The 14,620-nt window shown below is 62.2% G+C and carries 14 protein-coding genes and 1 tRNA gene; 4 read left to right on the top strand and 11 right to left on the bottom strand.

Going from position 1 to position 14,620, the window contains the following annotated elements; all coding sequences use genetic code 11:
• The first annotated feature begins 35 nt into the window (after nucleotides 1–35).
• Nucleotides 36–112, top strand: a tRNA-Pro gene (locus VXL81_RS13470).
• A 55-nt stretch (nucleotides 113–167) separates the two neighbouring features.
• Here the strand turns inward: VXL81_RS13470 and VXL81_RS13465 are convergent.
• From VXL81_RS13465 to hisS, 4 genes are all read right to left on the bottom strand, one after another.
• Complete coding sequence (locus tag VXL81_RS13465) at nucleotides 168–830, bottom strand: hypothetical protein (protein WP_340546741.1); 663 nt, start codon at nucleotides 828–830, stop codon at nucleotides 168–170.
• A gap of 334 nt (nucleotides 831–1,164) precedes the next feature.
• Nucleotides 1,165–1,857 (bottom strand): ATP phosphoribosyltransferase, encoded by a 693-nt coding sequence (hisG, locus tag VXL81_RS13460; RefSeq protein WP_416554685.1) that lies wholly within the window; start codon nucleotides 1,855–1,857, stop codon nucleotides 1,165–1,167.
• Nucleotides 1,854–2,942, bottom strand: a complete 1,089-nt coding sequence (locus VXL81_RS13455; RefSeq protein ID WP_340546739.1) for an ATP phosphoribosyltransferase regulatory subunit — start codon at nucleotides 2,940–2,942, stop codon at nucleotides 1,854–1,856. The genes hisG and VXL81_RS13455 overlap by 4 nt, the downstream gene beginning before the upstream one ends.
• 3 nt (nucleotides 2,943–2,945) lie before the next feature.
• A complete protein-coding gene (gene hisS / locus VXL81_RS13450) occupies nucleotides 2,946–4,433 on the bottom strand; it encodes a histidine--tRNA ligase (protein ID WP_416554683.1) in 1,488 nt (495 codons plus the stop codon).
• Nucleotides 4,434–4,648: 215 nt separating this feature from the next.
• Between hisS and VXL81_RS13445 the strand changes: the two genes are divergently transcribed.
• On the top strand, nucleotides 4,649–4,843 hold the full coding sequence (locus tag VXL81_RS13445; RefSeq protein ID WP_340546737.1) for a SlyX family protein: 195 nt from the start codon (nucleotides 4,649–4,651) through the stop codon (nucleotides 4,841–4,843).
• Between the two features lie 38 nt (nucleotides 4,844–4,881).
• Here the strand turns inward: VXL81_RS13445 and VXL81_RS13440 are convergent, their stop codons facing one another.
• The gene (locus VXL81_RS13440) at nucleotides 4,882–7,062 is read right to left on the bottom strand and encodes a heavy metal translocating P-type ATPase (RefSeq protein WP_416554681.1); all 2,181 of its coding nucleotides are present in this window, start codon (nucleotides 7,060–7,062) and stop codon (nucleotides 4,882–4,884) included.
• A 213-nt stretch (nucleotides 7,063–7,275) separates the two neighbouring features.
• On the opposite strand from VXL81_RS13440, the gene VXL81_RS13435 reads away from it, so the two are divergent.
• Nucleotides 7,276–8,376 carry a CaiB/BaiF CoA transferase family protein gene (locus VXL81_RS13435; protein WP_416554679.1) on the top strand — a complete coding sequence of 367 codons (1,101 nt, stop codon included), beginning with the start codon at nucleotides 7,276–7,278 and terminating at the stop codon, nucleotides 8,374–8,376.
• A 2-nt stretch (nucleotides 8,377–8,378) separates the two neighbouring features.
• Here VXL81_RS13435 and VXL81_RS13430 read toward each other — a convergent pair whose 3' ends face one another.
• Complete coding sequence (locus VXL81_RS13430; protein ID WP_340546850.1) at nucleotides 8,379–8,516, bottom strand: hypothetical protein; 138 nt, start codon at nucleotides 8,514–8,516, stop codon at nucleotides 8,379–8,381.
• A gap of 129 nt (nucleotides 8,517–8,645) precedes the next feature.
• Nucleotides 8,646–9,680, bottom strand: coding sequence for a uroporphyrinogen decarboxylase (hemE, locus tag VXL81_RS13425; protein WP_416554677.1), 1,035 nt, complete (start codon nucleotides 9,678–9,680; stop codon nucleotides 8,646–8,648).
• Nucleotides 9,681–9,790: 110 nt separating this feature from the next.
• Here hemE and hemC point away from each other — a divergent pair, with 110 nt between their 5' ends.
• Nucleotides 9,791–10,765, top strand: coding sequence for a hydroxymethylbilane synthase (hemC, locus tag VXL81_RS13420; RefSeq protein ID WP_416554675.1), 975 nt, complete (start codon nucleotides 9,791–9,793; stop codon nucleotides 10,763–10,765).
• A 64-nt stretch (nucleotides 10,766–10,829) separates the two neighbouring features.
• Here hemC and VXL81_RS13415 read toward each other — a convergent pair whose 3' ends face one another.
• The 4 genes from VXL81_RS13415 to VXL81_RS13400 form a co-directional block, all read right to left on the bottom strand.
• Nucleotides 10,830–11,669 (bottom strand): GH25 family lysozyme, encoded by an 840-nt coding sequence (locus VXL81_RS13415; protein ID WP_416554673.1) that lies wholly within the window; start codon nucleotides 11,667–11,669, stop codon nucleotides 10,830–10,832.
• Between the two features lie 116 nt (nucleotides 11,670–11,785).
• Nucleotides 11,786–12,679, bottom strand: coding sequence for an oxygen-dependent coproporphyrinogen oxidase (gene hemF / locus VXL81_RS13410; protein WP_416554671.1), 894 nt, complete (start codon nucleotides 12,677–12,679; stop codon nucleotides 11,786–11,788).
• Nucleotides 12,680–12,712: 33 nt separating this feature from the next.
• Nucleotides 12,713–13,516, bottom strand: coding sequence for an SDR family NAD(P)-dependent oxidoreductase (locus tag VXL81_RS13405; RefSeq protein ID WP_340546730.1), 804 nt, complete (start codon nucleotides 13,514–13,516; stop codon nucleotides 12,713–12,715).
• A gap of 106 nt (nucleotides 13,517–13,622) precedes the next feature.
• The gene (locus tag VXL81_RS13400; protein ID WP_416543238.1) at nucleotides 13,623–14,615 is read right to left on the bottom strand and encodes a class I SAM-dependent methyltransferase; all 993 of its coding nucleotides are present in this window, start codon (nucleotides 14,613–14,615) and stop codon (nucleotides 13,623–13,625) included.
• Nucleotides 14,616–14,620: the final 5 nt, after the last annotated feature.

Raw genomic sequence — 14,620 nt, 5'->3', positions numbered from 1 at the left:
TATCCAGCCGCTGCCGTGTAATTCCGCGCCACGGTCGGAGCGTAGCTCAGCCTGGTAGAGCACTGTCTTCGGGAGGCAGGGGCCGGAGGTTCGAATCCTCTCGCTCCGACCAAATATAAAGGCGCCCTGGGGCGCCTTTTATGTTTTTCGGGCTGGGTCTGAACAGGTCAGCCGCCGTTTGTCGCAAAACACATGAAGAGGCCGGCTCCTCCGGTCATCGCAAGCGCCTCCATCGAGCAGCCGCGCGAGTCATGCGCCGCATTCCAAGATGTATTGCCGCCACCATGCCGGTCATGATGCCCAACCGTTGCACTGCCCTCGCCGGAGCTGGTCCAGTTGCTGCAGGTTTTGTCGCCTTCCATCCACGGGAAATAGGCCGTGCCGTCAGCCATGGTCCCTGTCAGCAGGTCATGAACATTTGGCTTGTCACCACGCCCGTTCACCAGATTGCCGTTTTCATCCAGCCCTGTGGATTTGACGATATTCGGATTGAGGTGCAGCTCATCGAGGTTGGCGGCAATCTGCACCCCTTTGGCGTTATGCCAGGGGCCGCTTCCGATCCGGTCACGTGCCGAGATACCACGCTTGCCCTCTTCCTGGGTACTGAGATAGGCGCGCCAGGTTTTGCCAGTGACGCCTGCCGCCTCGGCGAGATTGGTGCAATGGGCGTCGGCACCCTCAAGCCCACCCAGATTGCCGCCTTTTCCCGAACCGACGCTGGTCACGAAGAAGCTCATGCTGGTGTCCTGGGCGAGTGCCGCCGGGCTGGCAGCTAAAAGCAGCGGAATAGCGGTGAGTGCCGCTTTGGCAGCGGCTTTGGTTGATATCATATCGGTCTCTCCCTGTTGATCGGACCAAGAGAGGCGAGATGCACAATACTGAGATCACGCAAACAGGCCCTCGCCCCCCGTGTCCAATGTATTCAGGTAGAGGCCGACGGAAGATTTTCAAATGAGCGGTTGGCGGCGCCGCTCGCGGGAGATGCACATCTGCGTGATCCAATGGCGCGCAAGCCGTCGCGCCGCCGGTAAACGATCCTAACCGAACCCCCACCACAAAAGAACAGAGAGGCCGCCACGGGGTGCGCGGGCGGCCTCTCGGAGGCATGTGCAGACATGTGGCTCTAACCCGCCCGATAGGCCCACCGACGTTGGCGTGCCGCAATCAACCGTGCAGACGTTTCAGAAGCTCGCTCAGAGACGCTTTTTCACCAGCGCTGTATTTCGCCACGCGGCTGCGCCAAAGTGTTGCCTGCGACCGCAGGATCAGCCCGTCGGACATCAGCTTCAGATGGTTTGCCCGCAGGGTCTCCCCAGTTGATGTGATGTCTGCGACCATTTCGGCGGTCTCGTTCTTGACGGTCCCTTCGGTCGCGCCCTGGCTATCAACCAGCTGATAGTCCGCGACACCGGCATCCATCAGGAATTCCCGTACCAGGCGATGGTATTTCGTGGCGATCCGCAACCGATGGCCGTGTTTGGCCCGAAACGCCGCTGCGACCGCGTCCAGATCGTCGATGGTCTCAACATCCACCCAGATCTGCGGCACAGCAAGGATCAGGTCAGCGTGACCAAAGCCGAGGCCTGCAACCTCTTCGACCTGCTGTTCCCAGAGCGGTAGTTTTTCCTGCACCAGATCAGTACCGGTGACGCCCAGGTGAATCCGCCCCGCTGCGAGTTCGCGCGGCATCTCACCGGCAGACAGCAGCACCAGATCAATGCCGTCGATCCCATCAACCGCACCGGCATATTCACGATCTGACCCGGTACGCGACAGGATGATGCCGCGTTTGGCAAACCATTCAAAGGTCTTTTCCATCAGCCGTCCCTTGGACGGCACACCAAGCTTCAGGCTCATGATTGTGCCCCTTCCAAGAGCAGCATCAGATCAGGACGAACGACGCCGCCGACGGCGGGGATCTCTGCTCCCTGCCCCAGCTGCCGTGTCAGCGCGTCATAGCGACCGCCGCTGGCAATCACCGGCAGATCGGGTCGCGCGTCGGCGTAAAACCCGAACACGAAACCATCGTAATACTCCATTGATGTCCGCCCGTAGGAGGCTTCGAAATCAAGGCTGTCCACATCGATGCCTCGGGCTTTCATCGCGGCTGTCCGGGCGTCCAGCCGGTCAAGCGCCGGGTTGATCGCTGGCAGATCCACGGCGATATCGCGCAGCTGCTCCGAGGCATAGGGGATAGTCTCCCGCACCGCCATCAGCGCCTCAAGCGCGGCCAGCTCGTTCTCTGCAATCGGCGGGGCGGCGGCATCCGCACGCAATGCATCAACGCGCGCATCCACCTCCGCCGGGCGGCGTTTGCCAATCGCAGGCACTTGCCCGGTCAAAACGCCTTCGGTCGACAACAGCTTGCGACGGCTTTCGGCGACAGGGACGCGGCCAGCAAACTGGTCAAGCATCGCCCGGAACCGGCGCGGCCGCCAGATGTGGCGCATGAGCGCAGCCTTGCGCAGCCTGGTGGTGTTGAGCCCCTCCACCGCAGCCATCAGGATACCGATATCCCCGGTAGCCGCACGCACCGGCAAATCACGAAGCTGGAGCGCAATCAGCGCAAAAACTTCAGCATCAGAACCGGCAGCATCGTTGCGTTCGAAGACCTCATAGCCAACCTGAAGATATTCATTGGCGCGATCCTCGTCATGTTCCTGACGGCGGAACACATCGCCCGCATAGGTGTAACGCGCCGGTTCGGCGCCATGGCTCATGTGCATCTGCACCACCGGCACGGTGAAATCGGGGCGCAGCATCTGTTCCCCGCGCAGCGCATCGGAGGTCACATAGGCACGGGCGCGAATGTCCTCGCCATATAGATCCAGCAGCGTTTCGGCAGGCTGTAGAAACGGCGGCTCGACCACCCTTGCCCCGGCGGCCTCGAAACTCATGCGCAGCCGCGCGGCCAGCGACAGAGCGCTCAGACGATCCCCCATCGTTCAGCCCTGCCCTGCAAGGATTTCGCGCACCTTGGCGACCAGATCACCGCGTGGCACCTCAAACTGGCTCGGACGCTCTTTCCACTCTTCGAGGGTGGCGTTCTCGGCAATCTGCGCGCCGAGGATCAAATCCTTGATCTGCACCACACCGCGATCTTTTTCCTCGCCGCCTTCGATCACCGCTATGGGCGAGTTGCGCTTGTCCGCGTATTTCAGCTGGTTGCCGAAGTTCTTGGGATTGCCAAGATAGACCTCAGCCCGGATGCCTGCATTGCGCAGCTCGGCCACCATGGTCTGGTAGTCCGCCATACGCGCCTTATCCATCACCGTCACCACAACCGGGCCGGTGGTCTTTGCCTCGATCCGGCCTTTCTCGCGCAGCGCGGCCAAGAGCCGGTCAACACCGATGGAGACGCCGGTCGCCGGGACTTCCTGACCCGTGAAGCGCTTCACCAGATCGTCGTAACGCCCACCGCCCGAAACCGAGCCGAACTGCCGTTTACGGCCCTTCTCATCCAGAATCTCGAAGGTGAGTTCGGCCTCGTAAACCGGGCCGGTATAATAGCCGAGGCCCCGCACGACCGAAGGGTCGATATCGATGCGGTCAGCGCCATACCCACCAGCGGCCAGCAGATCGCCGATCTGCTCCAGCTCGGCGACCCCCTCCGCGCCAATCGCACTACCCCCAATGGCGGCGCGCAGGTTGGCAAAGGTCTTGGCGGCGTCAGCGCCCTTGGAGGTCAGGAACGCCAGCACGGGTGCTGCCTGGTCATCGCTTAGGCCAACGCCGTCGATGAAGGCACCGGAGGCATCAAGACGCCCCTTGGTCAGCAGCTCGCGGACACCAGCCTCGCCCACCTTGTCGAATTTGTCGATGGTGCGCAGCACGTCGTCACGTTTGGCATCGCCCGCCTCAAGGCCCATCGCCTCAAGCACGCCATTCAACACCTTGCGGTTATTCACCCGCACCAGATAGTCACCGCGCGGAATGCCAACGGTTTCCAGCGTGTCGGACAACATCGCGCAGATCTCGGCATCGGCGGCCATGGAGGCGGTTCCAACGGTATCCGCGTCGCACTGGTAGAACTGGCGATAGCGGCCCGGACCCGGTTTCTCGTTGCGCCAGACCGGCCCCATCGCATAGCGGCGGTAAGGCGTCGGCAGATCATTGCGGTGCTGGGCATAGACCCGTGCCAGCGGGGCGGTCAGGTCGTAGCGCAGCGCCATCCAGTCGCCGTTGCCGCTTTCGTCATATTCCTGCCAGGCAAAGACACCCTCGTTCGGGCGGTCCACATCGGGCAGAAACTTGCCCAGTGCCTCGACTGTTTCCACCGCCGAAGACTCCAGCGCATCAAACCCGTAATGATGATAAACACCCGCAATGGCCCGCAACATCTCGCTGCGCTGGCTCACCTCTTCGCCGAAATAGTCACGGAAGCCCTTCGGCGTGATCGCCTTGGGGCGGGGCTGTTTCTTGACTTTGGCCATCTTGGCCTCCTCGGGGTGTCAAATGGGTCAGATACTCGCCCGGCGGTCTAGCCCAAGGGCGGCCCAACAGCAAGGCGGCAGAGCGCGCAGGCCCTATGGCCGCGCCGTTGTTGCCTGATCTCCATGCAACCCAAAGCGGCGGCGTTGGCACAACCGAGCATGGACCCTGCACGCAACTGCCCCTATGACAGCGGCAGACCCGAAGGGAGAAACCGATGCAACATCTCGAAGAACAGATCGCCCACCTGACGCGCACCGTCGATGAGCTGAGCGATGTGGTCAACCGGCAGCAATCCGAGATTGACCGGCTGACCCATCGTGTCGCCATGCTGTTTCAGCGGGAAGCTTCACGCGAGCAGGACGGTGGCGGCGGGGTTGTCATTGGCGACGAACGTCCTCCGCATTATTGATCTCTCCCTCAGTCGGCGCCTGTCGCCCACGCCTGTGCTTAGCGCTCCTTCGACGTTGGCGAGGGTCTGAAAGACAGCAGCCGCAGCGCATTAAGCGTCACCAGGACCGTGGCGCCAGTGTCGGCCAGAATCGCGATCCACAGGCCCGTGATCCCCAGAACCGATGTCGCGAGAAACACGCCTTTCAGCCCCAGTGCCACGGCAACGTTCTGGCGAATATTCGTCAAAGTGGCGCGCGACAGGCGGATAATGCCGATCACATCGCTGACCCGGTTGCGCAAGATCGCGGCATCTGCGGTCTCAAGGGCCACATCGGTGCCAGACCCCATTGCGACACCAACCTGCGCTGTCGCAAGCGCGGGCGCATCATTGATCCCATCGCCGACCATCATGACCTGACCGCGCTGTGTCAGCTCTTGCAGGGCCGCTACCTTGTCCTGCGGCATCAGCTCTGCACGGTGATCAATCCCCAGCTGGCCGGCGATGGCGGCTGCCGTGCGGGCATTGTCCCCTGTCAGCATCGTTGCGGTGATCCCCATCTGTCGGAGCGCGCGCATCGCTTCCACCGCATCTTCGCGCGGCTCGTCCCTGAGCGCGATCAATCCATATAGAACCTCGTCGCTGAACAGGGCGACAACGGTCTTCCCCTCGGCTTCAAGCTCGGCAGCCTGCACCATGGAAGCCTGCGCCATCACACCTGTTTCTGCGGCAAAGCGCGGCGATCCGACGGTGATGACAACCGACCCGAGCTTGGCAGAGGCCCCCTTCCCCGGCACCGCGCGGGCTTCCTGCACCGGCGGAATATCTACCCCGGCTTCGACAGCTCGAGCATAGATCGCCTCGGCCAGAGGGTGGCTCGACTCCCGCTCGACCGCTGCGGCGAGTTGCAGAACGCTGCCCTCACTGCCCTGAACCACAACGATATCCGTGACCTGAGGTCGCCCACGGGTCAGCGTGCCTGTCTTGTCGAATGCAACATCGGTGGTGCGGGCGGCGGCCTCGATCACTGCGCCCCCTTTCAGAAGCAGACCATGGCGCGCACCGGACGACAGCGCCGAAGCGATGGCGGCGGGTACGCTGATCACCAGGGCACAGGGACACCCGATCAACAACAGGGCAAGGGCGCGGTAGATCCATGTGTCCCAATCCATCGCGAAGACCAGCGGCGGCACCAATGCGACCAGCAGCGCGATACCCACGATGATCGGCATATAGATCCGGCTGAAGCGGTCGATGAAACGCTCTGTCGGCGCACGGGCGCTTTCTGCCTCTTCCACCAGCCGGATAATCCGCGAAATGGTGTTGTTGGCTGCGGCGCGGGTCACCCGCACCCGCAGCACCGCCTGGGTGTTGATTGATCCGGCAAAGACTTCGGATCCCGGTTCCTTGAGGCTGGGCATGCTCTCGCCCGTCACCGGACTTTCGTCGACGCCCGAGATACCGTCGATCACTTCGCCATCCGCAGGCACGCGGTCACCTGGGCGCACCACGACAATCTGCCCCTCCCGCAGGCGATCTGCGGCGATCTCCTCCAGGGTGTCACCACCTTCAAGCAGCGCCGTCTTTGGCACCAAATCCGCAAGCGCCCGGATACCATCCCGCGCCTTGTTGGCAGCCAGGCCTTCGAGCATCTCACCCACGGCAAAGAGAAACACCACCAGTGCCGCCTCTTCGGCAGCACCGATAAACAGGGCGCCAATCGCTGCGATCGACATCAGCATTTCAATGGTAAAGGGCATCCCCGCCCGCAGCATCGCAAAGGCACGCCGCGCCACAGGAGCCACTCCGATCAGGGTCGCCAGCATGAACGCCCAGAGACCAACCGTAGGCGATGCCAGCAGCTTAATGCTCCAGGCCAGCGCCAGCAGCAGCCCCGTCACCAGCAGTAATTGCCCCTTGGCACTGTGATACCAAGGCGGGGCCACTGCATCGGCGGCATCGGCGTGCTGTACGCCGCCACAGCAGGGCGCAGAGGTGCCAGCTGGTGCAGTGCTGCTTGCCGTGACACCAAACCCCAGCCCGCGCACCGCCTTCTCGACGGCCATCACCGAGCCTTGGCTTGGATCAAGCTCCAGGCGCAGCCGCTCCGACATCATGGCGACCTCGACGCCGCTGACACCCGGCAGTCGCTCAACCGCGCCACGCACCTTGGTCGCGCAGGACCCACAGTCCATTCCGGTTACCCGCCACTCCAGCTGCTCAATCGCATCCCTAGCCATTCCAATGTCACCTTTTTTGTCATCACATCGTGTCGGCTGCTTATGTAATTGCTACAGCAGCTGGAGCTTCAAGCGCTTTCTTCAGAAAAATCTGATCCGAAAACAGCAGTATTCGGGATGTGCCGCAACGGTCTTCTTGGGGCCGGGCAGAAAGCCGCTAGGCTGACAGCAAGGTCGCGACATCATCCGACATTACCCGACAGGAGGCCCGCCATGCTGACAGGAATTCGTGTAATCGAGATCGAAGGGCTGGGCCCTGCGCCCTTCGCCGCGATGATGCTGGCGGATCTTGGCGCGGATGTCATATGCGTTCACCGCAAAGGCGAGGGCGCGGGTTTGATGCCTGCACATCCGATCATTGATCGCGGCAAACGCTCCATCACGCTGGATCTGAAATCGCCCGCTGACGTCGAAACGCTGCTGCATCTCGTCGAGACTGCCGATGCGCTGGTCGAGGGCTTTCGACCCGGTGTTATGGAGCGGCTGGGGCTGGGGCCGATCACATGTCACGCCCGCAACCCCGACCTCATTTATGGGCGTATGACCGGATGGGGGCAGGATAGCCCCTTGGCCGAAACCGCCGGTCACGACCTGAACTATATCGCGCTGTCCGGGGCGCTTTGGTATGATGCAACGCCCGGCACCCCTCCCCAGCCACCGGCGACTTTGGTGGGCGATATCGGCGGTGGCGCGCTTTATCTGGTCGCGGGTATTCTGGCAGCGCTGGTAAGGCGCGAAAACCGTCACGGCGACACGCCAGCCGGATGCGTCGTCGATGCCGCGATCTACGATGGCTCGGCCCATATGATGAACCTGTTGATGACGTTGCAGCAGGCCGGACAGTTCAGCAGCCTGCGTGGGAAAAGCCTGCTGGATGGGCCGCATTGGAGCCGCTGTTATGTCTGCGCCGATGGCGGGTACATCAGCGTGCAATGTCTGGAACCACAGTTTTACGCCGAGTTTCTGTCGCGCCTCGATCTGAGCGAGGATGCCCAATTCGCCCGGCAGCACGACAAAAGCCTCTGGCCGGTGCTGGGCGCAAGGCTGGCCGGTATCTTTGCCGCGCAGCCGCGCGACCACTGGGACAGGCTATTCAAGGGCAGCGACGCCTGCGTGGCACCGGTATTGTCACCCATCGAGGCAGAGGCACATCCGATGAACCAGCGCAGGACCTGGGTAACAGCTGAGAATGGCCTCCAGGCCGCTGCGGCGCCACGGTTCTCTGGTCAGGACAGCTGGGAGGTCCCACCGGCCCCGGCACGTGGCCAGCACAATTCCGAGATACTGGCGGAGCTGAGGCAACGGCAGCGCTAGGATCAGCTGTCTTTCTTGGCCTTCTCCGCCGCTGCTTTCATCCGCGCCAGGAGTTCGGCTTTGGTTTCGCGCGCACCATAGGGGTTCTTGGCGCTGCCCTTGGCATTATGCTCCTGATGACGCGGGCTGTTTTTGCCCATTCTGGGGGCTCCAGATTTCTTGTAATCCATCGACTTGCCCTTTCGGCGTGAGTGGAAAACGCGCTGATGCCGCAATTGGCCTCAGCGCGCAAGACGAACATGATCGCCGGACAGCTCTGTTCAGCCCGGTCAGCTGCCGCGCACCGCGTCGATCATCCGTTGCACATTGTCCGGATCGGCGTCCGGGGTGATCCCGTGGCCGAGGTTAAAGATATGCGGCCCCTTGCCGAAAGCTTTGACGATACGGTGGGTGTCATCAATCAGCTCCTGCCCCCCCGTCACCATATGGCGCGAGGCAAGATTGCCCTGAACACAGCCGTCAACCTGCACATTGGCCGCCGCCCATTCGGGGTCAACGGAGTTATCAAGCGCCACACAATCGACACCCGTCGCCTTGGCAAAACCGACATATTTTTCCCCCGCCTCACGCGGGAAACCGATCACAGGAATTTCGGGATGGAGCTGTTTCAGCGCGGCAGTGATCTGGCGGCAGGGAGCCAATGCGTATTTCTCAAACGCCTCGCCACTCAGCGATCCTGCCCAGCTGTCAAAGATCTTGACCACTTCAGCACCGGCTTTGATCTGCATCGAGAGATATTCGATCGTCGCCTCAGTGATACGGTTCAGCAGCGCCTCAAACAGCGGATTGTTTTTCTGACGCAGCAGATGCGCAGGCCCCTGATCCGGCGTGCCGCGTCCCGCGATCATATAGGTCGCGACGGTCCAGGGCGCTCCGGCAAAGCCGATCAGCGTGGTTTCGCGGGGCAAGGCAGCCGAGAGCAGCCGCACGGTTTCATAGATCGGGTTCAGCGTCTCATGGATGTCGCTGACCGGTCCCAACTTGGCAAAATCGCTCTCCGTTGTGACCGTCGACAGGCGCGGCCCCTCGCCGGTCACGAACCAAAGATCAGCCCCGAGTGCCTGCGGCACCAAGAGGATATCGGCAAACAGAATCGCTGCATCGAAACCGTAGCGACGGATCGGCTGCAGCGTCACCTCAGTCGCCAGTTCTGGATTATAGCAGAGCGACAGAAAGTCGCCGGCCTCAGCCCTGGTGGCGCGGTACTCGGGCAAATAGCGGCCCGCCTGGCGCATCATCCAGATCGGCGGCACATCCTGTGTCTCGCCCGCCAATGCGCGCAGCAGCTTCTTCTGTTCGGCCATGATCACCCTCATATCTGTGTTGCATCTGAGGTCTAGCCTTGGCGGCAAATTGTCAAGGGCAGCAGGACCGGTGCTTGTCATGGCATTATGTCGCGATTAAGGGTCGATATATGACACAGATCGATCTGCCCTCCCCCGCTTCGCCCCTGAAAATCGGCACCCGCGGTTCGCCTTTGGCGCTGGCCCAGGCCCATGAAACCCGCGCCCGACTCATGGCCGCCTTCGATCTGCCACAGGACGCATTCGACATCGTCGTGATCAAGACCAGCGGTGACAATCAGGCGCTGATCGCGGCAGATAAACCGCTGAAGACATTGGGTGGCAAGGGGCTGTTCACGAAGGAAATCGAAGAGGACCTGCTGTCCGGTGCTATCGACATTGCAGTGCATTCCATGAAGGACATGCCCGTAGCGCAGCCTGGGGGGTTGCTGCTGGACACCTATCTGCCGCGTGAAGACGTGCGTGATGCTTTCATCTGCGCCGATGTCTCATCCATCGCGGAGCTGCGCGAAGGCGCCGTTGTCGGCACCTCCTCACTGCGGCGGCGCGCACAGCTTCTGCATCGGCGTCCCGATCTCAAGGTTGTGGAATTTCGGGGCAATGTGCAGACACGGCTGACCAAACTGCGCGATGGTGTGGCCGAATGCACCTTTCTGGCGATGGCCGGGCTCAACCGTCTTGGCGCCGATCAGGTTCCGGCAACCGCCATCCCCCCAGAAGACATGCTACCCGCCGTCGCCCAGGGTGCCATTGGCATTGAGCGCCGACAGGGCGATAGCCGTATCGGTGATATGCTGGCGGCTCTGCATGACCGCGAGACCGGGCTGCGCCTGACCGCCGAGCGCGCATTTCTTGCCGCGCTGGATGGCTCTTGCGAGACCCCGATCGCTGGTCTTGCGACGTTGGAGGGCAACAGTCTGAGGCTGCGCGGCGAAGTCCTGCGCCCTGACGGATCGGAAGCGATCAATGACGATCAGACCTGTGCGCTCGAAGACGGTGCGGAGCTGGGCCGCGAGATGGCCGCGAAACTTCTGGCGCAAGCCGGAGCGGGCTTTTTCGACTGGAAGCACCAGGATCGGCAGTAGAATGCGAGGCGCTGCCTCGCGCTCCGGGATATTTTGAGCCAGAAGATGGCCCGGCCGGTGCAGCTCAGATCTGCCCCGACCAGCGCAGCCAACGCTCTGGCCCGCCGCCAAAGACGTTGAGGTCGACGTTGCCAGTGATCCCGGGCACGCGTCCGGTGCCGGTATATTGCCAGAACCGCCAGAGCGCACCGGGATAGGTGACATGCGGGTGATCCGCGACCGAGCGCAACCAGAACTCAGTATCCCGCAGGCGGCCGATGCTGGTCTCACGGTAGAAATCCACCGTCGTGTAGAGCACAGGCCGCTGGCCATAATGCGCTTCCAGAAGGTCCAGAAACCGCTTTGCCTCCGCCCGCACCCTGGCGCCGGAGGGACGTTTGGTGCAGGTGCGAGAATGTGGCGTCCACTCCATGTCCAGCACATGCGGCAGGGCCGCGCTGTCGCGGGGGACATGACGGATGAACCAGCGCGCCTGTTCCGCGGCCGGGCGGCAGAAGTAGAAGTAATGATAGGCGCCGCGTTTGACGCCCGCCTGTCGTGCGGCACGCCAGTGATCGCGGAATTTCGGATCGGTGAGATCACCGCCTTCTGTTGCCTTCAGATAGGCAAAGCTGATGCCTGCAGCCCGAACCCGGCGCCATTCGATGTCCCCCTGCCAGCGTGAGACGTCGATGCCATGGATGGGGTACGACCATGGCGTGCGCCCGTCCCAAGGGTGCGGATCGCTGTCGGCGAATTTAGGGTGGGTGATCAGCCGCGCCCGCGCCGCGGCAAGGCTGGCGGTGGTTTCTCCGGGCTGCACCGGCTGGCCTATTGGCGGTGTCGGTGGCGCAACCGGTGTTTTTCGGCCGCTACAAGCGGCAAGGACCATCATCCCTGCAAGCACCCACCAAAATCTGCTCATCCCGACCTGCCCGATCTCTGCGATTTTCGCTTTGGTTCAGTAAAGCCCGCCAGCCCGTTCAGAGCAATGATCAAGACAGCGCGCCCGCGCCATCAGCAGGAGATCGCGCGAATTGATCAGACCCATTTCGCCATCGGCGGCAGGCTCATCAGGACGGCATTGGCGTCATGGCCGGTTTCCAGGCCGAATTTGGTGCCGCGGTCATAGACCAGATTATACTCGGCATAGAGGCCGCGATGGACCAGCTGGACGTCTTTCTCCGCTGCGCCGAATGCCATCGGCCTGCGTTTTTCGACCAACGGCAGATAGGCAGGAAGGAAGGCGCGGCCAATATCCTGCGTCAGGGCGAAATCTGCCTCCCAGTCGCCGCTGTTGCGGTCATCCATGAAGATGCCGCCAACCCCGCGCGCCCTCTGCCGGTGAGGGATGTAGAAATACTCATCCGCCCAGACCTTGAGCTGGGGATACAGCCCGGCGCCATGGGCCGCCAAGTGCTGTTCCTGCATGCGGTGGAAATGGGCGGTGTCCTCATCGTATTCGATACATGGATTCAGGTCAGACCCCCCGCCAAACCACCAGGCATGCGGGGTCCAGAACATCCGCGTGTTCATATGGACCGCGGGGGCATGGGGGTTCTGCATATGTGCCACAAGAGAGATGCCAGAGGCCCAGAAGCGCGGATCGTCCTTCATCCCCGGAATGCCCTTGCGCGCCGCCATGGCATTCTGGGCGCGCTCACCCAATGTGCCGTAGACCTCAGAGATATTCACGCCGACCTTTTCAAAGACGCGACCGCCGCGCATCACGCTCATCAGGCCACCACCGGCATCACTGCCATCCTCGGCAGAGCGCGTGGTTTCGCTGACCTCGAAACGGCCGGCAGGCTGATCATTGAAAGGGCCGCTGGCATGGCTGTCTTCCAGCGCCTCGAAGGCGGCCACAATCGTATCACGCAAGGATCTGAACCAAGCTGCCGCTCGGGCTTTTTCGTCGATCATTTCAATGCTCATCTGGTCGCCTATATGCGCAAAGGTGAAAGCCGCTTAATGGACCGGCACCGCGACAGTGTCCAGCAGCGTGCGGCCACCGTCCAGGGTAACGATCTGGCCGGTCATAAAGGCCGCCGCGTCAGAGGCCAGGAACTGCGCCGCCTCGGTCAGTTCACTGGGGGAGGCAATACGCCCCAAGGGGGTATGGCGTTCGATATCCTGCCGATAGGCGCGATTATCCTTGAGCGTCGCCTGCATCGACGCGCTCATTACAGAGCCGAACGCAATGGAGTTGACCCGGATCCTATGAGGGGCCAGCGAAACCGACAGCGACCGGGTCAACTGATCAAGCGCAGCCGAGGCCACACAATAGGCCAGCAGTTCCGGGTGCGAGCGGCGTGCGGCGATGGATGACAGGTTGATGATGGCGCCATTGGGCCCGCCATTGTCGCGTTGCTCACCCTGTTTGATCATCCGCCGTGCGACCTGTTGCGACAGGCGCATGGTCGGCAACAGCGTCTCGTTGAGCAGCAGCTCCATCGACTTGTCTTCCGGGTCCAGCGGATCGGTCGGCACCACCTGCCGTGCGCCATTGACCAGGATGTCGATATCGTCGAAGGCATCAATGGTTGCCGACAAAAGATTGGCAATGGTGAGCCGTTCCCGAAGGTCCCCGGCAAAGTACCGGATATTGCTTTCATCCGCTTGCGTGCCAAGCTCGCTCAGCAGCGCCGCCTCATCGGTATCGGCAAACATGACATTGGCACCGGCTGCTGCGAATTGTTTGCCAATGGCAAGACCGATGCCACTGGCCGAACCGGTGACGATGGCCGTTTTGCCGGAAATGGAAAAAGACATGAATGATCTCCGTCAGGATCCGGGGGGCGCCACGGCACCACCCCGTTTTTCAGCAACCTAGACTGCCGACAGAAACAAGGGAACCACCCTTTGTGTTTGGTCGTTGTCAGCGACGGTGACGACGCGGTCGGCTGGCCCGCAGCACCTTGAACCGATTGTCCCCGGCGACCTCATCGACTGTTACGAACTGCTCGGCAAGCGTCGCCTCATAGGGCAGATGCCGGTTTGCAACAATCCAGAGCGACCCTGACGGTGCCAGCATACCGGACGCCGCAGTGATAAACGCCTGTCCGAGCGACGGTTCTGCCGTGCGCCCAGTGTGGAACGGCGGATTGGAAATGACGCAATCAACCCGTTCTGGCGCAGACCAGCTGCGGGCATCGGCCCAGTGGAAGTGGGCGCGGGGATCGCTGACGTTCTTTCGCGCACAGCTGAGGGCATTATGATCAGCCTCAATCAGATGCAGCGCCGTCACGCCCTCGCGTTGCAGGATCGCAGCGGCGAGATAGCCCCACCCGGCCCCAAGATCGACCACATTGCGGCCCAGCTTCTCCGGCAGTGCGGCGACCAGCAGAGCCGAAGCCGGATCAATGCCATCGGCGGAGAACACACCGGGAGCCGTCTGAAAACCACCCTCGACCTGGGCAGCTGCGCCCTGCCAGTCCGCCAGATCGGAGTGCGTCGCGTCGAACCAGAACGCCTTGCCGTGTGCCTTTGATATCGGGGCCGACACTTCGGTGCGGGCACGCAGCGCCTTCAGCACCGAATCGACCCCATCGGTCTTGCCACCATCGACAAGCACGGGGCCGTCGCAGACCTCGGCGGCCTTGGCCAGCAGTGCGCGCGCCAGAGCCTTCGCCCGTGGCAAGAGAACAACCGCTGCCGCGAACCGCTCGTCCGCAGGCAGCTCGGGCACGCAATCGTAGCCTTGGCCCGCCAGCGCAATATGATCGGGCGCAAAGGGTTGTACGATCAGCAGCCGCTCTTTTGGCAGCGCCGACAGGTCAAGGTCGGACAGCGGGTGAAACACAACGATGCGGCCGGAGTCGGGCACGGAAAATCCGCCCGTCTCGACGGCCAGGGACAGGCGAACAGACATCTAAA

Source organism: Phaeobacter sp. JH204B, assembly GCF_048055755.1.
Lineage (GTDB): Bacteria > Pseudomonadota > Alphaproteobacteria > Rhodobacterales > Rhodobacteraceae > Phaeobacter > Phaeobacter bryozoorum.
Note: the sequence above shows the minus strand (reverse complement) of the source record. Positions and strands in the feature narration are given on the sequence as shown.